The 25,642-nt window shown below is 69.5% G+C and carries 29 protein-coding genes; 18 read left to right on the forward strand and 11 right to left on the reverse strand.

The annotated features are described in order from the left end of the window. Window positions 1-282 precede the first annotated feature (282 nt). From WG903_RS04995 to WG903_RS05010, 4 genes are all read left to right on the forward strand, one after another. Window positions 283-1,614 (forward strand): ammonium transporter, encoded by a 1,332-nt coding sequence (locus WG903_RS04995; protein ID WP_445263622.1) that lies wholly within the window; start codon window positions 283-285, stop codon window positions 1,612-1,614. A gap of 21 nt (window positions 1,615-1,635) precedes the next feature. Next, a complete protein-coding gene (locus tag WG903_RS05000; RefSeq protein ID WP_340073119.1) occupies window positions 1,636-1,938 on the forward strand; it encodes a hypothetical protein in 303 nt (100 codons plus the stop codon). 62 nt (window positions 1,939-2,000) lie between these two features. Next, on the forward strand, window positions 2,001-3,032 hold the full coding sequence (locus WG903_RS05005) for a hypothetical protein (RefSeq protein WP_340073120.1): 1,032 nt from the start codon (window positions 2,001-2,003) through the stop codon (window positions 3,030-3,032). Window position 3,033: 1 nt separating this feature from the next. Next, entirely contained in the window at window positions 3,034-3,753 is a 720-nt protein-coding gene (locus WG903_RS05010) for a hypothetical protein (protein WP_340073121.1), read from the forward strand. Here the strand turns inward: WG903_RS05010 and WG903_RS05015 are convergent. Genes WG903_RS05015 through WG903_RS05030 form a run of 4 tightly spaced genes read right to left on the reverse strand, consistent with a single transcriptional unit; the run spans window position 3,750 to window position 9,505 of the window. Continuing rightward, window positions 3,750-5,378, reverse strand: coding sequence for a GMC family oxidoreductase (locus WG903_RS05015; protein WP_340073122.1), 1,629 nt, complete (start codon window positions 5,376-5,378; stop codon window positions 3,750-3,752). The two genes, WG903_RS05010 and WG903_RS05015, sit on opposite strands and share 4 nt — an antisense overlap. After that, complete coding sequence (locus WG903_RS05020; RefSeq protein WP_340073123.1) at window positions 5,375-6,916, reverse strand: CoA-acylating methylmalonate-semialdehyde dehydrogenase; 1,542 nt, start codon at window positions 6,914-6,916, stop codon at window positions 5,375-5,377. Before WG903_RS05020 ends, WG903_RS05015 begins: the two co-directional genes overlap by 4 nt. A gap of 58 nt (window positions 6,917-6,974) precedes the next feature. Then, window positions 6,975-8,729 carry an acyclic terpene utilization AtuA family protein gene (locus tag WG903_RS05025; RefSeq protein ID WP_340073124.1) on the reverse strand — a complete coding sequence of 585 codons (1,755 nt, stop codon included), beginning with the start codon at window positions 8,727-8,729 and terminating at the stop codon, window positions 6,975-6,977. Beyond that, on the reverse strand, window positions 8,726-9,505 hold the full coding sequence (locus tag WG903_RS05030; protein WP_340073125.1) for an enoyl-CoA hydratase-related protein: 780 nt from the start codon (window positions 9,503-9,505) through the stop codon (window positions 8,726-8,728). The genes WG903_RS05025 and WG903_RS05030 overlap by 4 nt, the downstream gene beginning before the upstream one ends. Before the next feature lie 67 nt (window positions 9,506-9,572). Between WG903_RS05030 and WG903_RS05035 the strand changes: the two genes are divergently transcribed. The 5 genes from WG903_RS05035 to WG903_RS05055 are packed head-to-tail and all read left to right on the forward strand — an operon-like array spanning window position 9,573 to window position 13,628. Then, complete coding sequence (locus WG903_RS05035) at window positions 9,573-10,685, forward strand: MlaE family ABC transporter permease (RefSeq protein ID WP_340073126.1); 1,113 nt, start codon at window positions 9,573-9,575, stop codon at window positions 10,683-10,685. Then, a complete protein-coding gene (locus tag WG903_RS05040; protein ID WP_340073127.1) occupies window positions 10,685-11,473 on the forward strand; it encodes an ABC transporter ATP-binding protein in 789 nt (262 codons plus the stop codon). The genes WG903_RS05035 and WG903_RS05040 overlap by 1 nt, the downstream gene beginning before the upstream one ends. A 12-nt stretch (window positions 11,474-11,485) precedes the next feature. Beyond that, entirely contained in the window at window positions 11,486-12,421 is a 936-nt protein-coding gene (locus tag WG903_RS05045) for an MlaD family protein (RefSeq protein ID WP_340073128.1), read from the forward strand. Next, complete coding sequence (locus WG903_RS05050; RefSeq protein WP_340073129.1) at window positions 12,418-13,044, forward strand: ABC-type transport auxiliary lipoprotein family protein; 627 nt, start codon at window positions 12,418-12,420, stop codon at window positions 13,042-13,044. The genes WG903_RS05045 and WG903_RS05050 overlap by 4 nt, the downstream gene beginning before the upstream one ends. Beyond that, entirely contained in the window at window positions 13,023-13,628 is a 606-nt protein-coding gene (locus tag WG903_RS05055; RefSeq protein ID WP_340073130.1) for a Crp/Fnr family transcriptional regulator, read from the forward strand. The genes WG903_RS05050 and WG903_RS05055 overlap by 22 nt, the downstream gene beginning before the upstream one ends. On the opposite strand, the gene WG903_RS05060 is transcribed toward WG903_RS05055, so the two are convergent. From WG903_RS05060 to WG903_RS05070, 3 genes are read right to left on the reverse strand one after another with little or no spacing between them, the layout of a single operon-like run. Further along, window positions 13,600-14,235: a MarC family protein gene (locus tag WG903_RS05060; protein WP_340073131.1), complete on the reverse strand. Its 636-nt coding sequence runs from the start codon at window positions 14,233-14,235 to the stop codon at window positions 13,600-13,602. The two genes, WG903_RS05055 and WG903_RS05060, sit on opposite strands and share 29 nt — an antisense overlap. Further along, entirely contained in the window at window positions 14,235-14,705 is a 471-nt protein-coding gene (locus tag WG903_RS05065; protein ID WP_340073132.1) for a MaoC family dehydratase, read from the reverse strand. Before WG903_RS05065 ends, WG903_RS05060 begins: the two co-directional genes overlap by 1 nt. 2 nt (window positions 14,706-14,707) lie before the next feature. Continuing rightward, window positions 14,708-15,454, reverse strand: coding sequence for an SDR family oxidoreductase (locus WG903_RS05070; RefSeq protein WP_340073133.1), 747 nt, complete (start codon window positions 15,452-15,454; stop codon window positions 14,708-14,710). A 115-nt stretch (window positions 15,455-15,569) separates the two neighbouring features. Between WG903_RS05070 and WG903_RS05075 the strand changes: the two genes are divergently transcribed. Together WG903_RS05075 and WG903_RS05080 are read left to right on the forward strand one after the other, a co-directional pair. Then, window positions 15,570-16,253 carry a dienelactone hydrolase family protein gene (locus WG903_RS05075; protein WP_340073134.1) on the forward strand — a complete coding sequence of 228 codons (684 nt, stop codon included), beginning with the start codon at window positions 15,570-15,572 and terminating at the stop codon, window positions 16,251-16,253. Between the two features lie 2 nt (window positions 16,254-16,255). Next, window positions 16,256-17,116 carry an amidohydrolase gene (locus tag WG903_RS05080; RefSeq protein ID WP_340073135.1) on the forward strand — a complete coding sequence of 287 codons (861 nt, stop codon included), beginning with the start codon at window positions 16,256-16,258 and terminating at the stop codon, window positions 17,114-17,116. Between the two features lie 7 nt (window positions 17,117-17,123). On the opposite strand, the gene WG903_RS05085 is transcribed toward WG903_RS05080, so the two are convergent. Genes WG903_RS05085 through hemB form a run of 4 tightly spaced genes read right to left on the reverse strand, consistent with a single transcriptional unit; the run spans window position 17,124 to window position 20,545 of the window. Beyond that, window positions 17,124-17,696: a DUF1003 domain-containing protein gene (locus WG903_RS05085; protein ID WP_340073136.1), complete on the reverse strand. Its 573-nt coding sequence runs from the start codon at window positions 17,694-17,696 to the stop codon at window positions 17,124-17,126. After that, window positions 17,693-18,433, reverse strand: a complete 741-nt coding sequence (locus WG903_RS05090; RefSeq protein ID WP_340073137.1) for a DUF72 domain-containing protein — start codon at window positions 18,431-18,433, stop codon at window positions 17,693-17,695. The genes WG903_RS05085 and WG903_RS05090 overlap by 4 nt, the downstream gene beginning before the upstream one ends. Window positions 18,434-18,441: 8 nt before the next feature. Next, window positions 18,442-19,539, reverse strand: a complete 1,098-nt coding sequence (locus tag WG903_RS05095; RefSeq protein WP_340073138.1) for a magnesium transporter CorA family protein — start codon at window positions 19,537-19,539, stop codon at window positions 18,442-18,444. A gap of 4 nt (window positions 19,540-19,543) precedes the next feature. Further along, window positions 19,544-20,545, reverse strand: coding sequence for a porphobilinogen synthase (gene hemB / locus WG903_RS05100; protein ID WP_340073139.1), 1,002 nt, complete (start codon window positions 20,543-20,545; stop codon window positions 19,544-19,546). Window positions 20,546-20,822: 277 nt separating this feature from the next. Between hemB and WG903_RS05105 the strand changes: the two genes are divergently transcribed. From WG903_RS05105 to rpsG, 7 genes are all read left to right on the forward strand, one after another. Beyond that, entirely contained in the window at window positions 20,823-21,245 is a 423-nt protein-coding gene (locus WG903_RS05105) for a CopD family protein (protein ID WP_340073140.1), read from the forward strand. Window positions 21,246-21,252: 7 nt separating this feature from the next. After that, window positions 21,253-22,380, forward strand: a complete 1,128-nt coding sequence (locus tag WG903_RS05110; RefSeq protein ID WP_340073141.1) for a VanZ family protein — start codon at window positions 21,253-21,255, stop codon at window positions 22,378-22,380. Beyond that, window positions 22,377-22,718, forward strand: a complete 342-nt coding sequence (locus WG903_RS05115; RefSeq protein ID WP_340073142.1) for a (2Fe-2S) ferredoxin domain-containing protein — start codon at window positions 22,377-22,379, stop codon at window positions 22,716-22,718. The genes WG903_RS05110 and WG903_RS05115 overlap by 4 nt, the downstream gene beginning before the upstream one ends. Continuing rightward, complete coding sequence (locus WG903_RS05120) at window positions 22,715-23,344, forward strand: alpha/beta hydrolase (protein ID WP_340073143.1); 630 nt, start codon at window positions 22,715-22,717, stop codon at window positions 23,342-23,344. The genes WG903_RS05115 and WG903_RS05120 overlap by 4 nt, the downstream gene beginning before the upstream one ends. Before the next feature lie 8 nt (window positions 23,345-23,352). Beyond that, window positions 23,353-24,510, forward strand: a complete 1,158-nt coding sequence (locus WG903_RS05125; RefSeq protein WP_340073144.1) for a D-alanyl-D-alanine carboxypeptidase family protein — start codon at window positions 23,353-23,355, stop codon at window positions 24,508-24,510. 120 nt (window positions 24,511-24,630) lie between these two features. Beyond that, window positions 24,631-25,008 (forward strand): 30S ribosomal protein S12, encoded by a 378-nt coding sequence (gene rpsL, locus WG903_RS05130; protein WP_017759704.1) that lies wholly within the window; start codon window positions 24,631-24,633, stop codon window positions 25,006-25,008. Window positions 25,009-25,164: 156 nt separating this feature from the next. Further along, window positions 25,165-25,638: a 30S ribosomal protein S7 gene (rpsG, locus tag WG903_RS05135; protein ID WP_340073145.1), complete on the forward strand. Its 474-nt coding sequence runs from the start codon at window positions 25,165-25,167 to the stop codon at window positions 25,636-25,638. Window positions 25,639-25,642: the final 4 nt, after the last annotated feature.

Raw genomic sequence — 25,642 nt, forward strand, 5'->3', positions numbered from 1 at the left:
GCGGGTGCATCGGGACTTTCCCGCCCCGGATTGCGGCATGCGCGTGCCGCGATGGTGCGAATCGTAAGTATGCGTACGATCTGGCACGGTTGATGCACGGCACCGGCGTTGGGAATCCACGAAGGAACCGAAGTGCACACCGCCCCGCGCCTTTTCGCCGCCCTCGTTGCGGCGGCCGCATTGATGGTCGCGCTGCCCGTTGGCGCGCAGTCGCCGGCGGCTGCCGCGGCTTCCGCAACCCTGAACCCCGAAGCCGCGATCGCCGCCGCCGCATCGGGCACGATGCCCTTGCCGGCGCCCGCCGCGCCGACGGTCGCGGCCGTCGCGCCCGCGCCCGCAGCGGCGGCTTCGGCGACGCCCGCGCCGGCGCCCATCACCCGGCCCTCGCTCGTGCCGCATGAATCCATCAACGCCGCCGACACGGCCTGGATGATGACGTCGACGGCACTCGTGCTGCTGATGACGCTGCCGGGCATCGCCTTCTTCTACGCCGGCATGGTGCGCAAGAAGAGCGTGATCAACACGATGGCGTGCGTGGTCGCCATCGCCTCGCTGGTGAGCCTGCTGTGGTTTGCCGTCGGCTACTCGTGGGCGTTCACGCCCGGCTCGCCCTTCATCGGCAACGGCAGCCGCCTGTGGTTCGCGGGCCTGGACTACTACAAGGAGGGCAAGGTGATGGCCAGCCACATCGCGCCCAACATTCCCGAGTCGGTGTACGCGATGTTCCAGCTCACCTTCGCCATCATCACCGCGGCGCTGGTGGTCGGCTCCTTCGTCGAGCGTATGAAGTTCTCGGCCATGCTGTGGTTCACCGGCCTGTGGTCGCTGTTCGTCTACGCGCCCATCGCGCACTGGGTGTGGGAGCCGGGCGGCTGGCTCGCGCAGCTTGGTGCGCTCGACTTCGCCGGCGGCTCGGTCGTGCACATCAACGCCGGTGTCTCCGGCCTGGTCTGCGCGTATTTTCTGGGCCCGCGGCGCGGCTACGGGCGCGAGGCCTTCGAGCCCTTCAACCTCGGCCTGACGATGGCGGGCGCCGGCCTGCTGTGGGTCGGCTGGTTCGGCTTCAACGCCGGCTCCGCGGTGGCCTCCGACGGGCGCGCGGGCCTCGCGATGGCCGTGACGCACATCGCAGCGGCCGCAGGCGCCATCGCGTGGATGCTGGCCGAATGGGTTGTGCGCAGCCGCCCCTCGCTGCTCGGCCTGTGCTCCGGCCTGGTGGCCGGGCTCGTTGCGATCACGCCGGCATCGGGCTTCGTCACGCCGGCCTCGGCTCTGCTCATCGGCGGCGTCGCGGGCATCGCGTGCTACTGGGGTGCAACCGCGCTCAAGCGCCTGCTGCGTGCCGACGACTCCCTCGACGTCTTCGGCGTGCATGGCGTCGGCGGCATCGTCGGCTGCCTGATGACCGGCCTGCTCGCGAACAAGGGCGTCTCCGGTGCGCAGGGCAACTTGCTGGTGCAGACCATCGACGCGCTGGCCGTGCTCTTCTACAGCGGGATCATGACGGCCGTGCTGCTCCTGGTGACGAAGTTCATCGTCGGCCTGCGCGTGGAGGAAAACGCCGAGCAGGTGGGCCTGGACATCTCGCAGCACCGCGAACGCATCACCTCCTAGCCAACGGAAGGGAGCCCTGCCATGCTCGTCAGCCAGAAAATCGCCATCGCCGCCCACCTGCACGTGCTGCTCAGGCGCAAGACCGGCCGCGTGACGGACACCGAATGGATGGCTTCGAACCTGGAGTACGCGGCCGAGATCGTGCGCTTCGCGCGCGCGCACGCCACGGAAGACGGCCACGCCGACCTGGACGAATGGGCCGGCAAGCTCGAGCAGGCGGTGCTGCAGAAGGGCCCGCCGCCGAAGGTGCCGCTGGTGCAGGCGCTGCACGAGCGAGCGCAGGAGCAGCCGGACGGGCCCCGTTACGTCGGGGGCATCCGCTAGGCCCCAGGCGCTAAAATCCCCGCGCCCGCAACGGGTGCAGTCGACACACACAGGGGATTCCCATGACCTTCGCCTTGCGTTCATTCGCCCTCGCCGGCGTCTTCGTCCTTGCCGCCTGCGGAGGCGGCGGTGGCAGTGCCGGGGGCGGCTCCGGCGGCGTGGGTTCCGGCCCGCAATCGGTGGCCATCACCGAAAGCAACGCCAAGCCCGTGGCCGCCAATGCGGTCGACAGCGCGCAGAACACCTCGGCCACCAGCGGCGCTGCGCTGCCCATCGGCGTGCAGGTGGATGCCGCAGCAGGCGCCACCCAGCTGCAGCAACTCGCCGCCATCGTGAAGCACGCGGCGACTTCCGCCGCCGGTGCGCGCTTGCCGGTGGGCATCTCGATCAGCGAAACCCTCGCCTGCTCGCAGGGCGGCACGATGACCATCAGCGGCAACGTCGCCAGCCCCAACGGCATCGGTGCCGGCGACACGCTGAGCATCAGCGCCAGCAACTGCGCCGAGAGCGTCGGCGGCCAGACGGAAGTCGTGAACGGCCAGCTCGCCGTCACCATCGCGAGCGGCTCCATCACCGACGCCCTGCCTTTCCACGTGGTCATGAACGTCACCGTCACGAACCTGAGCGTGCAGGCCGGCGGCGTGACGACGGTGGCCAACGGCGACGTGCGGCTGGACTGGACGGCGAACAGCCTCACCTCCGAAACGCTCAGCGCCAGCGGCACGGCGATGTCGACGCGCCAGACGATCTCGGGCACGACGCGCACTAACACCATGCGCAACTACACGCAGACGCTCACGGTGAATGGCAGCACGTTCACGGGCACGCTGTCCGCCACGATCGAGACCGACAGCACCCGCCTGGGCAACGCGACGGTCAAGTACACGATCACCACGCCGACCCCGCTGGTGTGGAGCGCCAGCACGCGCCTGGCCACTGCCGGTGTCGTCAAGGTGGTGGGCGCGAACAATTCGCAGCTCGTGGCGACGATCGCCGCCAACGGCACGGTGGCGATCCAGGTCGACGCCAACGGCGACGGCACCTTCGAGACGACGGTCACGTCCACGACGGCCGAGCTGTCCGGCCTGCGCTGAGGTGCTGGCCGACGCGCCCGACGCGTGGCGGTGGGAAGCCACGGCCACGCATCGTGTGCTCGTCGAGCGCGATGCGGCCGGCGCGCGTCTGTTGAAGGAAAGCGGGCCGCTCGCGCGCTTGCGCGTCACGGCGCCGCTGGGCCGCATCGAGTGGTCTGCAGCGTTCGCGCACGGCCGCCTCGACTACGACGGGCGCACACAGGCCGGCGGGCTGCTCGCCACCGCCTCGCGCCACACCGAAGCCGAAACGGGCCTGCGCTGGCGGCCGCTGCAGCCGCGTGCGTGGGGCGAGGCCTGGGTATCACTCGATGCGCTCTGGTTCCGCCGCGACATCGCCGCCACCACGGCCGCCGCCGGCTTGCGCGAGACGTCCGTGTTGTGGTTGGCCGGTGTGGGTTGGACCGGCCCGGCGTGGCAGGCCGCAGGCTGGCAGCTCGCGCCGCGCGCCGCATGGCGCACGAGCATCGCGCACCGCCTGCACATCGACTACGGCGGGCTGTTCGACCCCTCGTCGTTTCGCGGTGGGCGGCGCAGCGACCTGTCGCTGGGCGCGACGGCGGCGCTGGCATCCAACTGGTCGCTCGCGCTCGACTGGCGGCGCTCGCGGCAATCGGCCAGCGGGGTCGTGGCCATCCATCGCTCGGGGGCCGTCGCCGGCACGGTGTTCCAGCCGCGCCTGGCCATCGACGACGTCGCGCTGACGCTTTCGCGGACCTTCTAGCGCGCGTCCTGCGCGATCCACTCGGCGGCCTTCTCGGCCATCATGAGCGTCGGCGAGTTGGTGTTGCCGCTGGTGATCGTCGGCATCGCGCCGGCATCGACCACGCGCAGCTTCGCGATGCCGCGCACGCGCAGCTTCGAATCGAGCACGGCCATCGCATCGCCGTCCGCGCCCATCTTCGTGGTGCCCACCGGGTGGAAGATGGTGGTGGCGATGTCGCCGGCCAGCTTGGCCAGCTCCTCGTCGCTTTGGTACTGCAGGCCCGGCCGCCATTCCTCGGGCGCGTACTTCGCCAGCGCCGGCTGCGCGCAGATGCGGCGCGTGACGCGCAGCGAATCGGCGGCCACCTGCCGGTCTTCCGGCGTCGACAGGTAGTTGGGGCGGATCAGCGGCGCGTCCTCGAACTTGTTGCTGCGGATGCGCACCGTGCCGCGGCTGGTCGGGTTCAGGTTGCACACGCTCGCCGTGAACGCGGGGAAGGGGTGCAGCGGCTCGCCGAAGGCGTCGAGCGACAGCGGCTGCACGTGGTACTCGATGTTGGGCCACTCGAACTGCGGTGCGCTGCGCGTGAACGCACCCAGCTGCGACGGCGCCATGCTCATGGGGCCGCTGCGGAACATCGCGTACTCCGCGCCGATCTTCAACTTGCCCCACAACGAGTTCGCCAGCGTGTTGAGCGTGGTCACGCCCTTCACCTTGAACACCGCGCGGATCTGCAAATGGTCCTGCAGGTTCTCGCCGACGCCGGGCAGCTCGTGCACGAGGGGGATCGCGTGCTGGCGCAGCAGCTCGGCGGGGCCGATGCCCGACAGCTGCAGGATCTGCGGCGAGCCGATGCTGCCGGCGGCCAGGATCATCTCGTGCCTGGCCGCGACGTTGACCAGCTGCTGCCCGTCCCACACCAGCGCTCCGGCGCAGCGCAGCGAACCGTCGCCGTTCTTCTCGGTCTTCAGCCGCACGACGTGGGCGCCCGTCCACATCTCGAAGTTGGGGCGGCCGTAGCAGGTCGGGCGCAGGAAGGCCTTCGCGGTGTTCCAGCGCCAGCCGTCCTTCTGGTTCACCTGGAAGTAGCCGACGCCTTCGTTGTTGCCGCGGTTGAAGTCGGTCGAGTGCGGGATGCCGGCCTGCTGCGCTGCTTGCGCGAACGCATCGAGGATGTCCCAGCGCAGGCGCTGCCGCTCCACGCGCCATTCGCCGCCGGCACCGTGCACCTCGTCGGCACCCTGGTAGTAGTCCTCGTGTTTCTTGAAGTAGGGCAGCGCGTTGTCCCAGCCCCAGCTCGCGTCGCCGGTCATGCGCGCCCAGCCGTCGTAGTCGCGCGACTGGCCGCGCATGTAGATCATGCCGTTGATGCTGGACGAGCCGCCCAGCGCCTTGCCGCGCGGGTACTTCAGCGCGCGCCCATTCAGCCCCGGATCGCTCTCGGTCTTGTACAGCCAGTCCGTGCGCGGGTTGCCGATGCAGTACAGGTAGCCCACCGGGATGTGGATCCAGTGGTAGTCGTCGCGCCGCCCCGCCTCGATCAGGAGCACGCGCTTGGTCTTGTCGGCCGACAGGCGGTTGGCCAGCAGGCAGCCCGCGGTGCCCGCGCCGACGATGACGTAGTCGAAGTCGGGTGCGCTCACTTGGCGGTGGGCATCACGAACTCGGCCCCCTTGCCGATCGACTCGGGCCAGCGCTGCATGATCGACTTCTGCTTGGTGTAGAAGCGCACGCCTTCCTCGCCGTAGGCGTGCATGTCGCCGAACAGGCTCTTCTTCCAGCCGCCGAAGCCGTGCCAGGCCATGGGCACCGGGATCGGCACGTTGATGCCGACCATGCCCACCTGCACGCGCCGCGAGAACTCGCGCGCCACGTTACCGTCGCGCGTGAAGCACGAGACGCCGTTGCCGTACTCGTGCGCGTTGATCAGCTCCACCGCCTCGGCCAGGTCCTTCACGCGCACGCATCCCAGCACCGGGCCGAAGATCTCTTCCTTGTAGATCTTCATGTCCGGCTTGACGTTGTCGAACAGCGTGCCGCCGATCCAGAAGCCGTTGTCGCAGCCTGCGCCCGCCTTCGCCGCCTGGAACTTGCGGCCGTCGACGACCAGCTTCGCGCCCTCGGTCTCGCCTTGCGCGATGTAGCCGGTGATGCGCTGGTGCGCGACGTGGGTGACGATGGGCCCCATCTCGGCGTCGAGCTCGGTGCCGTTCTTCACCTTCAGCTCGCGCGTGCGCTCGGTGAGCTTGGCCATGACCTTGTCCGCCGCGTCGCCGACCAGCACGCCGACCGAGATCGCCATGCAGCGCTCGCCGGCCGAGCCGAAGGCCGAGCCGATCAGCGCGTCGACGGCCTGGTCCATGTCGGCGTCGGGCATGACGACCATGTGGTTCTTGGCGCCGCCCAGAGCCTGCACGCGCTTGCCGTGGCGCGCGCCGGTCTCGTAGATCTTCTGCGCGATGGCCGTGGAGCCGACGAAGGACAGGGCGCGCACGTCGGGATGCTCCAGCAGCGCGTCGACGGCTTCCTTGTCACCTTGCACGACGTTGAAGATGCCGTCGGGCAGGCCCGCTTCCTTCATCAACTCGCCCATCATGAGCGAGGGCGTCGGGTCCAGTGGGCTGGGCTTGAGGATGAAGGCGTTGCCGGCGGCGATGGCCACCGGGTACATCCACATCGGCACCATCACCGGGAAGTTGAAAGGCGTGATGCCCGCGACCACGCCCAGCGGCTGGCGCATCGTCCAGTTGTCGATGCCGGTGGAGACCTGGTCGGTGTACTGGCCCTTGAGCAGCTGCGGGATGCCGCAGGCGAATTCCACGATGTCGATGCCCCGCGTCACCTCGCCCTGCGCGTCGGTGAAGACCTTGCCGTGCTCGGCGGTGATGGCGCGCGCGAGCTCGTCGCGGTGCTTGTTCAGGAGTTCGAGGAACTTGAACATCACGCGCGCGCGGCGGATCGGCGGCGTGTCGGCCCAGGCCGGGAAGGCGGCCCGGGCGCTCGCGACGGCCGCATCGACCTCGGCCGCGTTCCCCAGCGCGACGCGGCCGGTCACCGTGCCCGTCGCGGGATTGAAGACGTCGGAGGCGCGGCCGCTGCGCCCGGCGACGCGGCGCCCCGAGATCCAGTGGTCGATCGAAGCGATGCCCGCGGATTGCGCGGCCTTGTCGGGTGCGTTCATGGTGCCTGCCTTGGAATGCTGGGGGTCGAACCGAAAAGGATACTGCGTCCGGGCCGGCTCAGCCGAGGCCCCAGGCGCGAGGCACCTGCACCGGCAGGGCCAAGAGGATTTGCGCCATGCCCTTGCCCAGCGGGTCGCCGCGCAGGGACGCCATGCCGCCGCCGTCCAGCGCCTGCGTGCAGACGAAGTTCAGCGCGTGGATGCCCGGCACTTCGTAGCGCGTCACTTCGCCCCGCACCAGGTGGGCCAGCCATTCGCGCACGCGCGCCTCGGTCAGTTGCGTGCGCAGGTGCGGCAGCCACTCCGGCCGGCGCGCGATCACGCCGATGTTGGAGGTGTCGCCCTTGTCGCCGCTGCGCGCCCACGCGGCGCGCACGAGCGGGACTTCGACGGTGTCGTTGGCCGGCGGGTGGCTTTGCGCAGCCGGATGGGCGGCGGGCGGCACCGGCGGCTGGCCGGCGGGCACGTCCACTGCCTTCGTCTGTCCGTCGATGACCACGACCGGCCGCAGCCGCTGCTTGTCGACGAGGAACGCGAACTGCCGGATCGAGGGCGCCGGCTTGGGTCGCCCGTCGGCGCCGGTCGTGCCCGGCGACCACGAGGTGCCCGCCGGTGCGATCTCGCGCGCGAAGATCTCGAGCGCCGCCTTCTGCGGATGCATGACGGCCACGCGCATCACCGCCTCGCGCACGCCGGCGGCGGCCGCATGCGGGCCATAGTTCGCCTGCTCCGAGCCCAATGTCTCGACGTGCGTGCGCGTGTAGTCGGCCAGGCCGTGCTGCGCGAAGATCTCGCGCGTGCGCGCCAGGATCGCCTCGGCCGTGCGCCGTGCCTTGCGCGCCGCGTCGAAGCCGACGATCGTCAGCTGCGCCGAGCAGCGGAAGCCTTCCATGTACGTCGAGGTCACCTTGTACTGCGGCCCCGGCGCGAGGCCGCGCGCGCCTTGCACCTGCACCCGCTGCTCGCCGAGCTGCTGCATCGTCACCGCGCTGAAGTCGCAGGTCACGTCGGGCAGCAGGTAGCGCCGCGGGTCGCCGATCTCATAGAGCATCTGCTCGGCCACCGTGGCCACGCTGACCAGGCCGCCCGTGCCTTCCGGTTTGGTCACGACGAAGGAGCCGTCCTCGCTGCACTCGACCACCGGGTAGCCGATGTGCGGCCAGTCCGGCACGTCTTCCCAATCGGTGTGCAGGCCGCCGGTGGCCTGGCAGCCGCACTCGAGGATGTGGCCGGCGAGGCTGCCTTGCGCGAGCCGGTCCCAGTCGTCCGCTGCCCAGCGGTATTCGTGCATCAGCGCACCGAGCGTCACCGCGCTGTCGACGCAGCGGCCGGTGATGACCACCTGCGCGCCGGCGTCGAGCGCCGCGCGAATCGGAAGCGCACCCAAGTAGGCGTTGGCAGTCAGCACCTTCGCGGGCATGCCGGGAACGGCGCCGCGCAGCGCTTCCAGCTGCGGCATCACGTCGTCGCCTTCGACGACCGCGATGCGCAGGTCCACGCCTTGCTCGCGCGCCAGCGCCGCCAGGGCTTCCGCGCACGCGCGCGGGTTGACGCCGCCGGCGTTGCTGATGACGCGGATGCCGCGTGCCACCACCTCGCGCAAGATCGCCTTCATCGTCACCGTGACGAAATCGGTGGCGTAGCCCAGCGCCGGGTCCTTGCCTTTCGCGGCGGCCAGGATCGACATCGTCAGCTCGGCCAGGTAGTCGAAGACGAGGTAGTCCACCTTGCCGCGTGTCACCAGCTGCGGTGCGCCCACGCTGCTATCGCCCCAGAAGCCCGAGGCGCCGCCGATGCGCACCGTGCGCGTCACCGGCCGCTCCAGTTCGGCGGCCGCTTCTGCTGGAACGCCTGCTGCCCTTCCTTGGCGTCTTCGGTCAGCGTGAGCAGCGCGATCTGGCTCTCGGTGAACGACATCGATTCCTCGAACGACATCGCCTCGATGCGCTTCATCGTGTACAGGCCGCGCCGGATCGCGGCCGGCGACTTGTCGACGATGCGCGCGAGCAGCCATTCGAGCCGCCCGTCCAGGTCCTCGTCGACGTGGTTGACCAGCCCCCAGTCCAGCGCCTGCTGGGACGTGATGGGCTCGCCCGTGATGCACAGCTCTGCCAGGCGGCGCGGCGGCAGCACCCTTTGCAGCACCGACAGAACCTGCGCCGGGAACACGCCCACCTTCACCTCGGGCAGGCCGAACACCGCATGCGGCGCCGCCACCGCCAGGTCGCACATGGCCAGCAGGCCCATGCCGCCCGCCATGCAAGCGCCGTTCACGCGCGCGATGAGCGGCAGGTTGCAGGCGCGCGCGGCGCGCAGCAGACGGGCCAGGTGCCCGTAGGGCTCGGAGTAATCGGCCGTGAAGGTCTTGGCCGCCTGCAGGTCGGCGCCCGCGCAAAAGGCCTTGCTGCCGGCGCCGGTGACGACGATGGCGCGTAGGGACCGGTCGTCCCCGGCGTGCGCGATCGCTTCGGCCATCGCCGCCAGCACGCCATGGCTGAGCGAATTGCGCCGCTCCTCGCGCTGGACCGTGAGCCACAGCACGCCCGCGCGCACCTGCACGCCCAACTCCGGTGTCGATGTCTCGCCCACGGCGCCTCCTCGAAGCCTTGTCCGGCTTTATACCGCCGCGCTGCACCTGCCGTTAGGATGCGTCCTCATGCGCGAGGAGATGCCCCGGATCGAGCCGCAGGCCGCGCCCGACGGCCCGCGTGTGCGCGTGCTCGGGCGCTGGACGGCGCCGCAACTGGCGCGCCGCCACGTGCTGCGCGCCCTGCAGGCGAGCCTGGGCGCGTCCGGCGGCGGCGCCTGGAGCCTGACCGAGGCGCAGCTCGACCATGTGGGTGCGCAGCTGCTGTGGGACCACTGGGGCCAGCGCTGGCCCGACCACGTCGACGTGCTGCCCGTGCAACGCGCGGTGTTCGAGCGCGTCGCCCGCTTCACGGTGCAGCCCCCGCCGCGGCGCACGGCGACGCTGATGGACCTGTACCTGGCGTTCGGCGGCGCGTTGCTGCGCGCCGGCAACCACTTCAAGGAGTTCGTGCGGCTGCTCGGCATGCTGGCGCTGAACCTGCTGCAGCTCGCGCGCGCCCCGCACCAGGGGCCTTGGCGCGACCTCTCCGGCCACATCTACCGCATCGGCGCGACAGCGCTGCCGATCACGGCGCTGGTCGGCTCGCTGATCGGCGTGGTGCTCGCCTACCTCACCGCGGTGCAGTTGCGCCAGTTCGGCGCCAACGCCTACATCGTGAACATCATGGGCCTGGGGCTGGTGCGCGAGCTGGGGCCCATGCTGGCGGCGATCCTGATCGCGGGCAGGTCGGGCTCGGCGATCACCGCGCAGATCGGCGCGATGCGCGTCACCGACGAACTCGACGCGATGAGCGTCATGGGCATCTCGCACAGCTACCGCCTGGTGATGCCGCGCGCCATGGCGCTGGCCATCGTGATGCCGCTCATCAGCACGTGGACCACGATCTGCGGCCTCATCGGCGGGATGTTCGCCGCCGACCTGTCGCTGGGCATCACGCCGCGCTTCTTCATCAACGCCCTGCCCGAGGCAGTGGACATCGGCAACCTAGGGCTGGCGCTGTCGAAGTCGGTCGTGTTCGGCATCCTCATCGCGCTGATCGGCTGCCATTTCGGCCTGCGTGTGAAGCCCAACACGCAGAGCCTGGGCGAGGGCACGACTGCATCGGTCGTCACCGCGATCACGGTGGTGATCCTGGTGGATGCCCTCTTCGCCATCCTCTTCAAGGACGTGGGGTTCTGATGGACGAGCCGGTCGTCGAGATCCGCAAGCTGTGGACCGAGTTCGACACGCCCGAGCGGCGCTTCGTCGTGCACCAGGACCTGGACCTCACCGTGCACCGCGGCGAAGTGCTCTCGATCGTGGGCGGCTCGGGCACCGGCAAGACGGTGCTGCTGCGGCAGATCCTCGGGCTGGAGACGCCCACGCGCGGCGACATCCACGTGATGGGCGAGCCGGCGCAGAACGTCGGCCGGCGCGGCGCGGCCAGCCGCATCGGCATGCTCTTCCAGCATGGCGCGCTGTTCTCCGCCTTCACCGTGCTGGAGAACATCGCCTTCCCGCTGCGCGAGCTCAAGGGCCTGCCGCCGGCGCTGGTGCGCGAAGCCGCGCTGGTCAAGCTGCAGATGGTGGGCCTGAAGCCGGAGGACGCCGACAAGATGCCGTCCGACCTGTCGGGCGGCATGGTCAAGCGCGCGGCGCTGGCGCGGGCGCTGATCATGGACCCGCCCCTGCTGCTGCTGGACGAGCCCACGGCCGGGCTGGACCCGGAAAGCTCCGATGGCTTCGTGACGCTGCTGCGCTCCATGCACCGCGAGATGCAGCTCACGGTGATCATGGTCACGCACGACCTGGACACGCTGTTCGAGCTGTCCACCCGCATCGCCGTGCTGGCCGAGAAACGCGTGATCATCGCCGCCCCGCCGAAGGAGGTGATCGCGTTCCAGCACCCGTTCATCCACGACTTCTTCCTCGGCGAACGCGGGCAGCGCGCGATGGAGCTGCTGCGCGAATACCCCTTCGCGGTGTAAAAAGGAACCGATATGGAAAACAAGGCACATGCGATGGCGGCCGGCCTCTTCGTGGTGGCGGTCGTGGTGATCGTGCTGGTGCTCGCCGGCTGGCTCACGCGCGACACCGGCGTGCGCGACGCCTACGAGATCTCCACGCGCGAATCCATCAGCGGCCTGCAGCCACAGGCGGCCGTGCGCTACCGGGGCGTGGACGTCGGCAAGGTCGACAACATCGGCTTCGACCCGAAGGCGCAGGGAAACGTGCTCATCAAGCTCGAGGTCGACCGCGACGCGCCCGTCACCAAGAACACGTTCGCGACGCTCGGCTACCAGGGCGTGACGGGCCTGGCCTTCGTGCAACTGGACGACGAGGGCCAGCCGGCGCCCAAGCTCAAGGCCGAGGGCGGGAACGCGCCGCGCATCCCGCTGCGGCCCGGGCTGCTGCAGAAGCTCACCGAAAAAGGCGAGGCGCTCCTGGACCAGGCGGACAAGGCCCTGGCCAAGGTCAACCAGCTGCTCGCCGACCCGAACCAGAAACGCGTGGCCAGCGCGCTGGACAACATCGGCACCGCGGCGGCGAACCTGTCGCAGCTGTCGACGCGCCTGGACAGCACCGTGCAGACGAAGCTGGACCCCGCACTGGCCGAGGCCAAGACCACGCTGCAGTCGGTGCGCACCAGCTCCGACGAATTCGGGCGGACGGCCAAGCGCATCAACGCGCCCGACGGCCCGATCGACCGGCTGGCCGAAGGCACGCAGGCGCTGTCGCATGCGGCCGACTCCTTCAACTCGGCGACGCTGCCGCGCATCAACCGCGTGACCGAGGAGACCGGCCGCGCCGTGCGCCTGCTCGGACGCACCGCCGGCAACATCGGCGACAACCCGCAGTCGCTCATCTACGGCAACGGGCCGACACCGCCCGGGCCCGGCGAGCCCGGCTTCACGCCGCCCGGGGGTGCGAAATGAGGGCACGCCTGGCCGTCCTCGCATTCGCCGCATCGTTGGCCGCGTGTTCCTCGCTGGCGCCGGACAAGCCGGTGCGCGCGACCCTGTACGACTTCGGCGTCGTCAGCCTCGCGCCGGCGCCGGCGGGCGCGCGCCAGAGCGCGATCGTGCTGGCGGACCTGGAAGCCGCCGGTTCGCTCGAAGGCTCGTCACTCCTGTACCGCCTGGGCTATGCGAACGGCCACCAGTTGCTGCCGTACGCGCAGGCGCGCTGGGCCGCGCCGCCGCCGCGCCTGGTGCGCCAGCGCCTGCGCGAGGTGCTGGGCCGCGAGCGCGCGGTGCTCGACGCGAGCGAGAGCGCCGCGCTCGCGCGTTCGGGCGGTGCGATGCCGCCGACGCTGCGCGTCGACCTCGAGGAGTTTTCGCATGTCTTCGATTCGCCGACGCAAAGCTGGGGCGTGGTGCGCCTGCGGGTCACGCTGATGGAGAACACGTCCGCCGGCGAGCGCCTGCTCGGCCAGCGCGTGTTCGTGCAGCGGCAGGCTGCGCCCAGCGCCGATGCGCCGGGCGGCGTGCGGGCGCTCACGGCCGCCACCGACGCGGCGGCGCAGGAGATCGCGCTTTGGCTGGCCCAGCCGCGCTGAACGCCATGGTCGAAGACGCCACCCTCGCCCCGCACCTGCGCGGCCGCGGCCTGCAGATCATCGGCGTGTGCGAGCACCTGTCGCAGCGCGAAGGCCTGCTGCAGGTCTCGCCCATCCTGCGCGACTTCACGGCGGAGGAGGCGGACCTGCTCGGCGCCAACATGCTGCTGGTGCGCGCGCGCCCGGGCCAGCTGCTGATCGCCGAAGGCGAGGCGAGCGACTGGATGATGATGCTGCTGTCGGGCACCGTGGACGTGGGCAAGCGCCCCGTCGGCGAAACCGAGGAGGCCGAGGCCACGGTGACGCGCCTGGCGGTGATCAAGGAAGGCGCGGTGATCGGCGAGATGTCCATGCTCGACGGCGAGCCGCGCTACGCCAGCTGCCGCGCCTTGAGCGAGGTCGAGGCCGCGGTGCTCACGCGCGGCGCCGTGACCCGCCTGATCGAGAAGCACCCGGCGGTGGGCGCGAAGCTGCTGGTCAAGCTGACGCAGCTGCTGGCGCAACGCCTGCGCAACACCAGCAGCAAGCTGGTGAAGGTGCTGCAGCAGCAAAAGCCTAGCGGCCCAGGCCCGGAAACAGCTTGAGCAGGCCGACGGCCATCACCTCGACCGCCAAAGCCGCGAGCATCAGGCCCATGATCCGCGTCATCACGCGGATGCCGGTCTTGCCGAGCACGCGCGCGATGGGCTCGGCGAGCGCGAAGCAGATGAAGGTCGCCACGCCGATCACCACGCCGTAGCTCACCAGCGCCATCAGCTGCCAGAAGGTGTGGGCGCGCTCGGCGTAGATCACCACCGTGGACATCGTCGCGGGCCCCGTCAGCAGCGGGATCGTGAGCGGCACCACCGCGATGCTCGCGCCCATCGCCGCCTTCTCGGCGCCTTCCTCCATCTCGCGCGCCTGCGGCTTGGCCTCGGCCGGCTGGGCGTTGAGCATGTTGATGGCGCTCGTGAGCAGCAGCATGCCGCCGCCCACCTGGAAGCTCGCCAGCGAGATGCCGAAGAAGTCCAGCAGCTGCAGGCCGATGAGTGCGCTCACCGCGATCACGAGGAAGGCGGTGAAAGACGCCGTGACGACCGTGCGGCGGCGCTGCTCGCGCGTGAAGCCCTGCGTGTAGTGGATGAAGAAGGGCACGATGGCCAGCGGGTTGACCACCGCCAGCAGCGTGACGAGCGGCTTGATGAAGTCCATCAGGCCTCGGGGGTGCCGGGGTGGCGGCGCCGGAACATGCCGTAGCCTTCCATCTGCAGCACCGTCTCGCCGTTCTGGTTGGCCATCTCCCAGGCCGAGCGCACGAGCCCGGTGTCCAGGCGCTTGCGCAGCGGGCGCGATTCGAGGATCGTGTGCTTGAGCGTCAGCGTGTCGCCCGGGTATACCGGCTTGAGCCAGCGCAGGTTCTCCAGCCCCGGCGAACCCATGCTGGCCGAATCGCGCAGGAAGTTCTCCACCGTGAGCTTCATCGCCAGCGCGCAGGTGTGCCAGCCGCTCGCGCACAGGTTGCCGAAGATCGAGCGTCGGCCGGCCGCCTCGTCGACATGGAAGGGCTGCGGGTCGAACTGTTCGGCGAACTCCTTGATCTCCTCGGCGCTCACCGTGACGCTGCCCAGCTCGCGCACCGAGCCGGGCTCGAGGTCTTCCCAGTAGTACTTGATCGTGCTCATCTTCAGCGTCCTCCGGAAACTTCCAGCAGCGACATGGTGACGTAGCTCGCTTCGGGCGACAGCAGCCACAGGATGGACTCGGCCACTTCCTCGGCCGAGCCGCCGCGCTGCATCGGCACCTGGTGCTGCAGCTGCTTGACGCGGTCGGGGATGCCGCCCGAGGCGTGGATGTCGGTTTCGATCAGCCCCGGGCGCACGGCGTTGACGCGGATGCCCTCGGCGGCGACTTCCTTCGCCAGGCCGAGCGTGAACGAATCGATCGCGCCCTTGGCCGCCGCGTAATCGACGTACTGGCCCGGCGCCCCCAGGCGCGACGCTGCGCTGGAGACGTTGACGAGTGCGCCGCCCGCGCCGCCGTGCTTCGTGCTCATCCGCTTCACGGCCTCGCGCGCGCACAGGATGGAGCCGAGCACGTTGATGTCGAACATGCGCTTCAGGCGTGCCAGGTCCATCTCGTCCACGCGCTGCGCGCGGTCCACGACACCGGCGTTGTTGACCAGCGCGGTGAGGCGCCCGAGCTGGCGGTCGACCGTTTCGAACATGGCGAGGATGTCGCTCTCCTTCGCGACGTCGCCGGGCACGGCGATGGCGCGGCCGCCGCCGGCCTCGATGGCGCGCACGACCTCGTCGGCGGCGTCGCGCCGGCTCGCGTAGTTCACCGCCACGGCGTAGCCGCGTTGCGCCGCGAGCTTCGCGGTGGCGGCGCCTATGCCGCGGCTGCCGCCGGTCACCAGCAGGATGTTCTGCACCACTACTCTCCTCGGGTGTGAACCGCCATTACAGCAAAAGTGGCGGGTTGACGGCGCCCGCACCCCTGCGCCAAGCTACGCGGCTTCCTTTTCCGCATCACCAGGAGACACCCCGATGGGCTCATTCACCGACCTGCGTTCCTCCGACGGCTTCACTTTCCCGGCGTACGTCGCCCAACCCTCGGGCCAGGCGCGCGGCGGCGTGGTGGTGCTGCAGGAAATCTTCGGGGTCAACTCGCACATCCGCTCGGTGGCCGACGGCTACGCGAAGGACGGCTACTTCGTCGTCGCGCCCTCGACCTTCCACCGGGTCAAGCCCGGCGTCGAACTCGGGTACGGCGAGGACGACATGAAGAACGGTTTCGCGCTGAAGATGGCGGTCGAGGCCTTGCCCGCGCCCGGCGTGCTCGCCGACATCCAGGCGGCCATCGACCATGCGGCGCAGGCCGGCAAGGTCGGCATCGTGGGCTACTGCTGGGGTGGGCTGCTCACCTGGCGTTCCGCCTGCACGCTCGACGGCCTGGCCGCCGCGGCGCCGTACTACGGCGGCGGCGTCACGACACCCGAGGAAGTGGCGCGCCAACCCAAGTGCCCGGTGATGGCGCACTTCGGCGACCAGGACCACTGGATCCCGCTGGACAGCGTCGAGGCGTTCAAGAAGGCGCACCCGGAAGTCGAGGTGCACGTGTACCACGCGAACCACGGGTTCAACTGCGACCAGCGCGGCTCCTACAACGCCGAGGCCGCCAAGGTGGCGCGCGAGCGCACGCTGGCGTTCTTCCGCAAGCACGTGGGCTGACGATGCGCCCGCTTGCCGCCGCGGTGTTCATGCTCGCGTGCGCGGCGCACGCGGCCGACTACGCGGGGCCGCTTTTCGACGCGCACCTGCACTACAACGTCGAGGCCGCGCAAGGACCGCATCCCATCCCCGATGCGGTGGGCCGGATGCAGCGCAGCGGCGTGCGCGCCATCGTCGCGAATTCGCGCCCCAACGACGGCACGCACGCGCTGGCGGCCTCGCCGCTGGTGAAGCAGGCGGGCGTCACCGTGGTGCCCTTCGTGCGCCTGTACCGCAACCGCGCCGATTACGACAACTGGTTCCGCGACGAGTCGATCTACGCGATGGTCCAGTCGGAACTGGCGCGTGGCACGGCTGCAGGGCCCTTCCGTGGCATCGGCGAGTTCCACCTGTACGACAGCGCGAACGCCAACGGGCCGGTGGCGAGGAAGCTGATGCAGCTGGCCGAGGAGAAGAACTTGGCCGTGCTCGCGCACGTGGACGACACGGCGATCGACCTGCTCATGGCGCACACGCCGTCCAGGGGGCAGAAGGCGCGGGTCATCTGGGCGCACACCGGCATCTCGGGGCCTGCGGCAGCGCGGGTCGAGCAACTGCTCGCAAAGTACCCGCTGCTGATGGGGGAGCTTTCCTACCGCCCGGGCCTGACCTGCGACGCCGCGAAGCTGTGCGCCGACTGGCGCGCGCTGATGCTCAAGTACCCCGACCGCTTCGTGATCGGCTCGGACACCTGGGTGAACGGGCGCTGGGAAAGCTACGAGGACCTGATGCGCGGCTACCGCGCGTGGCTGGGCGAGCTGCCCCCCGAGGTCGCGCGCCGCATCGCGTGGGACAACGGCGCGCAGCTGTTCGGCGTGAAGTGAACCGCGCTCAGGAATCCTTGCGGCGTTCGCCGTAGGCTTCCTCGATCTGCTTGACGAGCGCCTCGGGGCGCGTGGCTTCCTCCAGCGCGCGGATCTGCGGGTCGTCGTCGACGCTGGCGCCCACCTTCTTGGCGATCTGCTCGAGCACCTGCAGCATCTTGGTGTTCTCCTGCTCGGCCAGCAGGTTGATCTGCAGGTCCAGCTGGTTGCGCCGCTCGGTGATCCGCAGCTCGTAGTTCTGGCTGATCAGGATGAAGGTCGACAGGAAGATCGCCTCCAGCGACACCACCAGCGTGAGGAAGGTGAAGGGATAGGGATCGAAGGCGTGGAACCAGGGCAGCGCGTTGTAGCCGATCCACGCCGCGAACAGCACGACGTGGATCCAGACGAAGGTCATGCTGCCGCAGAAGCGTGCGATCGCCGACGCGATGCGGTCGGCGGTGGTGCGGCTCGCCATCTGCGCTTCCTCCAGGCGCCGCATGGCCTCGATGTTCTCGCGCGTGACGTCGGCGCCGGTGGCGCCCTTGCGGTAGTTGACCTGGGCCTCGCGGCCCCGGTGCGGCGGATGGTGGTGGGTCATGCGAACTCCCGCGCCAGCGCGGCTTGCAGCGCGAGGGCATTATGGGCCGCGGCGCTCGCCGCCGTGTTGTCGAAGATGCACCACAGCTCGCGCCCGGCGCGCAATTCCATCGCGATGCGATGCGCCAGCGCGTGCAGCACCGGCGCCTCGTAGGACGAGTAGTACATGCGCGGCGAGCCGTGCAGGCGCACGTAGACGAGCTGCGGCCAGCCGCCGGGCGCCACGGCGGCCGCGAAACGCACGGGGTCGGCCAGCACGCGCGCGACGCGGTGCGCGGCGAGCAGCGCATCGGCGGCGGCGCCGAACCAGCTGGCATGGCGCGGCTCCAGCGCCACGCTGCCGTCCCAGCGCGTGCGCAACTCGCCCAGGAAAGCGGCGGCGGTGCGTTCGTCGAAGGCGAGGCTGGGCGGCAGCTGCACCAGCAGGCAGGCGAGCTTGCCGCCCAGCGGCGCGGCCTGTTCGAGGAAGGCGTCGATGTCGCAGTCGGTATCCACGAGACGTTTCTCGTGCGTGACCGCCTTGGGCAGCTTCGCGCTGAAGCGGAACCCGTCCGGGACGCTGTCGGCCCAGCGTTGCCACACGGCGGCGCGGTGCAGGCGGTGGAAGGAGGAGTTGATCTCGCAGGCGCTGAAACGCTGCGCATAGCGCTGCAGGTGCGAGCCCTCATCCGGGAAGGCGTCCTGCACGTCGCGCGGCAGGCTCCAGCCGGCGGTGCCCACGAAGCAGGGCGGCGTCATCGCCGGCGTCAGCGCGTGCGCGCGAGGTAGCGCTTGCGCCAGAACACGCCGACCACAGTGAGGGCGATCGCCAGCATCAGCGCGAGCATGACCCACATCGCCTTGTCCGAGTGGATCAGCGGCAGGAACTCGAAGTTCATGCCGAAGAAGCCGGTGATGAAGTTCAGTGGCAGGAACACCGCCGTGAGCGCCGTGAGCACGCGCATGATCTCGTTCGTGCGATGCGACAGCGCCGAGAAGTGGATCTGCACGGCGGTCTCGGCGCCCTGTTCCATGCGGCGCACGTGGTGCAGCACCCGCTGCACGTGCTCGATCACGTCGCGGGCGCGGGCCAAGAGCGAATCGCGCTCGGCCTGCGGCATGCCGGGCGTGGGCTGCTCGCGCATGGTGTCCAGCCACTCCTGCATGGCGTCGTTCTGGCCTTCGCACAGGTCCTCGAGCGTGTGCAGCGCCGCACGCGCCGTCATGAACGCGCGCCAGTCGGTGCCGCGCGATTTCGGCGCCAGCAGCTCGTCCTGCCAGGCGTCGAGCTCGGCGTTGAGCTGCTTGCGCAGTTCCAGGTAGCTGTCGACCATCACGTTGACCATGCGCAGCATCAGGTCCGAGGGGCTCGCGGGCAAGCGCGTGCGGGCGGTGACGGCGATGCCCTCCGTCTGCACCGCATCGCCGAGGAAGCGGCGCATGAAGGTCTCGGCCGTGTAGCAGCCCGCGGGGTGCACGGTGATCAGCAGGCGGTCGAACACCACGAAGCCGACGGCGCGCGAGCGGATGCCGGCGAAGGCGTGCAGCACGCCGTGGTCCGGCAGCGGCGCGTTCGCGGTCTCGGCGCGCACCTCCGCTTCGGTGGCGAGGCGCCGGAAGATCACGCGGTCGTAAACCGAGGTGTAGTCGTAGTCGGAGGGATGCGCGCGGTTGCCCAGGTCCTGCAGGTGCAGGTCGAGGATGGGCGAGCCGCCCAGGGCCTGCGCCGCACGCTGCAGCGCGGCCGTGTCCTGCTCGAGCTCCTCGCGTTCGAGGTAGATCCACACGAACCCCGACGCGGGCGCGTGCGCCGGCGGCTGGTCGAGGAAGCGCAGCGTGCCGCCGGTGAATTCGACGATGTGCATCGCGTCAGCGGCGCAGCACCCGCGCGGCTTCCAGCGCGAAGTAGGTGAGCACGCCGTCGGCGCCGGCGCGCTTGAACGCGAGCAGGCTTTCCATCATCACGGCCTCGCCGTCGAGCCAGCCGTTCTTCGCCGCCGCCTGCAGCATCGCGTACTCGCCGCTCACCTGGTACGCGAAGGTGGGCACGCGGAACTCGTCCTTCACGCGCCGCACGATGTCCAGGTAAGGCATGCCGGGCTTGACCATCACCATGTCGGCGCCTTCGGCGATGTCCATCGCGACTTCGCGCAACGCCTCGTCGCTGTTGCCCGGGTCCATCTGGTAGACCTTCTTGTTGGACTTGCCCAGGTTGGCGGCCGAGCCCACCGCGTCGCGGAAGGGGCCGTAGAAGGCGCTCGCGTACTTGGCGCTGTACGCCATGATGCGCGTGTGGATGTGGCCCTTGTCCTCCAGGGCGCGGCGGATCGCGCCGATGCGCCCGTCCATCATGTCCGAAGGCGCGACGATGTCCACGCCGGCCTCGGCCTGCACCAGCGCCTGCCGCACCAGCAACTCCACCGTGTCGTCGTTCACGATGTAGCCGGTTTCGTCGAGCAGGCCGTCCTGGCCGTGGCTGGTGAAAGGGTCGAGCGCGACGTCGGTCATCACGCCGAGTTCGGGGAAGCGCGACTTCAGCTCGCGCACCGCGCGCGGCACCAGGCCCTTCGCATTCAGGGCCTCGCGGCCGTCGGGTGTCTTCAGCTGCGCATCGATCACCGGGAACAGGGCGAGCGCCGGGATGCCGAGCGACAGGCATTGCTCCGCGACCGGCAGCAGCAAATCCACCGTCATCCGCTCGACGCCGGGCATCGAGGCCACGGCCTGGCGTTCGTTGCGGCCGTCAAGCACGAACACCGGGTAGATCAGGTCGTGCGCGCTCAGGCGGCTTTCGCGCACCAGGTCGCGCGTGAACGCGTCGCGGCGCAGGCGGCGGGGCCGGCCTTGGGGGAAGGGGGCATGGGGCTGCATGCGGAAATTGTGCTCCAAGCGGTGTCGGGACCGTGCCGGCGATGCGTCGGCCCCCACGGACCGATGCGCCCCCTGCATCGGTAGCATGCTCCGCAGTGCAGCTTGAAAGGGGGGACCCGCTTTGGTAGATTACGGCTGGGCGCTTCGGCGCTCCCCGCTTTTCCTCCCTGAGCGGGTGCCTTAATGTGTGACAGCAAAAAGGCTTGCACGCCCCGGCATTTGGCCGGGGCTTTTTTTTGCCTGCGCGGGCTGGATGCCTGCACATACACTCGCCGCCATGCTCTGGGTCAAGGCGCTGCACATCGTTTTCGTGGCGAGCTGGTTCGCGGGCCTGTTCTACCTGCCGCGCATCTTCGTCAACCTGGCCATGGTGCCCGCCGGCTCGGACGCCGAGCGCGCCCGGCTGCTGCTGATGGCGCGCAAGCTGCTGCGGTTCACGACGATGCTGGCGGTGCCGGCGCTGGCGCTCGGGCTGTGGCTCTGGCTCGGCTACGGCATCGGGCGCGGCGCCGGATGGTTGCACGCCAAGCTCGCGGTGGTGACGCTGACGGTCGGCTACCACGCCGTGTGCGCGCAAATCCTGCGCGGGATCGAAGCCGGCTCGTTCGCGCGCGGCCACGTCTGGTTCCGCTGGTTCAACGAGCTGCCCGTGCTGCTGCTGCTGGCGGCGGTCGTGCTGGCCGTGGTCAAACCCTTCTGACCGCGGCATGCGCAAGACTTCCGCATGGCCACTGTCCCAGGCCTACGTCGCGCTCATCGTCTATGCCAGCCTGTACCCGTTCACGGGCTGGCGCGACCAGGGCATCGAGCCCTGGGCCTTCCTGTGGAGCCCGTGGCCGCGCTACTGGACCGCGTTCGACTTCGCGGCGAACTGCGGCGGCTACATGCCGCTCGGTTTCCTGCTGGCGCTGAGTTTCCTCAGGCGCGGCAACCCGAGCTTCGCGCCGGCCAGCAAGCTCGTGGCCGTCGGCATCGCCACCGCCTCTTCGGCCGTGCTGTCCTTCGCGATGGAAGCGCTGCAAAGCTACCTGCCCTCGCGCGTTCCTTCCAATGTCGACTTCGCGCTCAACACCCTGGGCGCGCTCGCCGGCGCCGGCGTGGCCGTGATGCTGGTGATGAGCGGCGCGATCGACCGCTGGGGCCGCGTGCGCGGCCGCTGGTTCGTCGAGGAAGCGCGCGGGGCGATCGTGCTCATCATCCTGTGGCCTTTCGCGCTCCTCTTTCCGGCGTCGGTGCCCTTCGGGCTGGGCCAGGTGCTGGAGCGGCTGGAAGCGGCGCTGGGCGAATGGCTGGCCGACACGCCTTTCCTCGAATGGCTGCCCGTGCGCGACGTCGAGCTGCAGCCGCTGGTGCCGGGCGCGGAGCTGCTGTGCGTCACGCTCGGCGCGCTGATCCCGTGCCTGCTGGCGTATTCGGTGATGCGCTCGATCGCGCAGCGCGCGGTGTTCGGCGTCGGGATCATCTTCGTCGGGCTGGCCGCGACGGCGCTTTCGGCTGCGATGAGCTGGGGGCCGGTGCATGCCTGGGCCTGGCTGAGCCTGCCGGTGCAGATCGGCGTCGCCGCGGCGCTGCTGCTGGCGCTGGCTTTCCTCCCGGTGCCGCGGCGGGCCTGCGCGGCGCTGGTGCTGCTGGCGCTGATGCTGCACCTGAGCCTGTTGAACCAGGCGCCCGCCAGCGCGTACTTCACGCACACGCTGCAGGCCTGGGAGCAGGGACGCTTCATCCGCTTCCACGGCGTCGCGCAGTGGCTGGGATGGGTGTGGCCTTACGTCACGCTGGCCTATGTGCTGGTGCGCGTCTCGCGATCGGACGCGCAAAATAAAATCGAACGATGACCGACAGCGCGCCTTCCTACTACAAGCACCATGTCTTCTTCTGCCTGAACGAGCGAGACAAGGGCGAAGCCTCCTGCGCGCCGCACGGCGCGCGCGCCGCGCTGGACCGCTGCAAGGCGAAGGTGAAGGAGGCGGGCCTGGCCGGGCCGGGCGGCGTGCGCGTCAACCAGGCCGGCTGCATGAACCGCTGCCAGGGCGGCCCGATCGCGGTGGTCTACCCCGAGGCGGTCTGGTACACCTACGTCGACGAGTCCGACATCGACGAGATCGTCGAATCGCACCTGAAGAACGGCCGCGTCGTGCAGCGCCTGCTCACGCCGCTGCACCTGGGCCGATGAACCTGCGCACCCGGCGCTTCACGATCGCAGGCCCCGCCGGCGCGATCGAGATGCTGGCCGACGAGCCCGGCGAAGGCGCGCCGCCGCACGGCACCGCCGTCATCGCGCATCCCCACCCGCTCTTTGCGGGGACGATGGAGAACAAGGTCGTGCAGACGCTCGCGCGTGCCTTCGTGCAAAGCGGCTGGCGCTCGCTGCGCTTCAACTTCCGCGGCGTCGGCGCGTCCGAAGGTGCGCACGACGAAGGGCGCGGCGAACTCGACGACCTGCTGCACATCGTGGCGCAGGAAGCGCCGCCGGGGCCGCTGGCGCTGGCGGGCTTCTCGTTCGGTTCCTTCGTCGCCGCGGGCGCCGTCGCGCGGCTGTGGGCCGAGCGCACGCCGGAAAAGATCGTGCTGGTCGGCACGGCGGCCTCGCGCTTCACGGTCGCCACGCTCCCGGCGGAAGCGCACGACCGCACGCTCGTGGTCCATGGCGAGGAAGACGACACGGTGCCGCTCGCGTCGGTGATGGACTGGGCGCGGCCGCAGCAACTCCCCGTTACCGTTGTGCCCGGTGGCGGGCACTTCTTTCACGGACAATTGCCCCTCCTGAAGAGCCTCGTGGTTCGCCACCTGCGTTCGTAACCAACACCATGAACCGATTCCTGAAGGCGCTCCTCGCGCCCGTCCTCGCTTTCGCCTGCATCGCCGCTTGGGCGCAGACGCCCCAGCCGCCCGAGATCGCGGCGCGCAGCTACCTCCTGGTCGACGTCAGCGCCAACCAGGTGCTGGCCGGGCGCGACATCGATTCGCCGGTCGAGCCGGCGTCGCTCACCAAGCTCATGACGCAGTACTTGGTGTTCGACGCGCTGCGCGCCAGGAAGATCACGCTGGAGCAGCGCCTGCCCGTGAGCGTGCGGGCCTGGAAGATCGGCGGTTCGACGATGTTCATCGACCCGAAGATGACGGTGCCGGTGGACGACCTGATCAAGGGGATGATCGTGCAGTCGGGCAACGACGCCACGATCGCGCTGGCCGAAGGCGTGGGCGGCACCGTCGAACACTTCGTCGAACTCATGAACCAGCAGGCCAAGACACTGGGCATGAAGAACACCGCGTACCGCAACCCGGAAGGCCTGACCACCGCAGGGCACACCACGACGGCGCGCGACCTGTCGATCCTCGCCACGCGCATCCTGCAGGACTTCCCGGAGTACCTGCATTACTACTCCATCCGGAAATACCGCTACGAAGGCACGCCGACGGCCAACGACACCAACCGGAACATGCTGCTGTTCCGCGACCCGACGGTGGACGGCCTGAAGACCGGCCACACGGAAGCCGCCGGCTACTGCCTGATCGCCACCGCCAAGCGCGACTTCCCCAACCTGCAAGGCCGCCGCCTGCTGGCCATCGTGCTGGGTGCGTCCAGCGAGACCGCCCGCGCCAATGAGGCCCAGAAGCTGCTGAACTGGGGCTACACCGCCTACGAGGGCGTCAAGCTCTTCGACGCCAACCAGGCGGTGGTCACGCCCGAGGTCTGGAAGGGCACCCAGAAGACGGCCAAGCTGGGGCGCGCGCAGCCCATCGTGCTGGCGGTGCCGGCGGGCACCTCGGCGCGGATCAAGACCCAGGTGGCCCGCCCCGACCCGCTGCTGGCGCCCCTGGCGAAAGGCCAGCAGGTGGCCGTGCTCAAGGTGTCTTCCGGCGACCAGCCCCTGATGGAAGTGCCCCTGGTGGCGCTGGAAGGGGTGGAGCAGGCCGGCATCTTGAGCCGGGCCTGGGATTCGGTCCGCCTTTGGGTGAAATGACCCCGGCCATCTAGGCAGGGTTTGCCCTTCCCGGATATACTCGTGGGCTTTCCCGCAATTGGGGCGGGGAACTTTTCCCATTGGGAATCCCATTTCACGCTTGTCTAGGGACATTTTTTAATGCCAACCATCAACCAACTCGTGCGTCAGGGGCGGGAGGTCGAGAAGACCAAATCCAAGTCGCCCGCGATGCAGAACAGCCCCCAGCGTCGGGGCGTGTGCACCCGTGTGTACACGACGACGCCGAAGAAGCCGAACTCGGCCCTTCGCAAGGTCGCCAAGGTGCGCCTGACCAACGGTTTCGAGGTCATCTCGTACATCGGCGGCGAAGGCCACAACCTGCAGGAGCACTCGGTGGTGCTCGTGCGCGGCGGCCGCGTGAAGGACCTGCCCGGCGTGCGTTACCACATCGTGCGCGGCTCGCTTGACCTGCAAGGCGTCAAGGACCGCAAGCAGTCCCGCTCGAAGTACGGCGCCAAGCGCCCGAAGAAGGCCTAAGAAGTTTTCGTTTTGTCGGTGCCTGGTCGCCTCGGCAGGCGAACCAAGCGTAGTGACCCCAAAAAGCAATAGTGCTTCGGGTCGAGTAAGCGGGAAGCCGATTGGCTCCCTGGGCCCCTCGAGGGCCAGCTGAAGCAATTTGAAAGGTGAATTGAAATGCCGCGTCGTCGCGAAGTCCCCAAGCGTGAAATCCTGCCGGATCCCAAGTACGGCAATGTCGAGCTCGCCAAGTTCATGAACGTCATCATGCAAGGCGGCAAGAAGGCGATCGCCGAGCGCATCGTCTACGGTGCCCTCGAGCAGATCGAGAAGAAGAACCCGGGCAAGGACCCGGTCGAGGCCTTCACGATGGCCATCAACAACGTGAAGCCGATGGTCGAAGTGAAGTCGCGCCGCGTCGGTGGCGCGAACTACCAGGTGCCCGTGGAAGTGCGCCCGATCCGCCGCCTGGCGCTGTCCATGCGCTGGCTGAAGGAAGCCGCCAAGAAGCGCGGCGAGAAGTCCATGGCCCTGCGCCTGGCCAACGAACTGATGGAAGCCACGGAAGGCCGTGGCGGCGCGATGAAGAAGCGCGACGAAGTGCACCGCATGGCCGAGGCGAACAAGGCCTTCAGCCACTTCCGCTTCTAAGACC

The sequence above is a fragment of the Ramlibacter sp. PS4R-6 genome (assembly GCF_037572775.1).
GTDB lineage: Bacteria > Pseudomonadota > Gammaproteobacteria > Burkholderiales > Burkholderiaceae_C > Ramlibacter.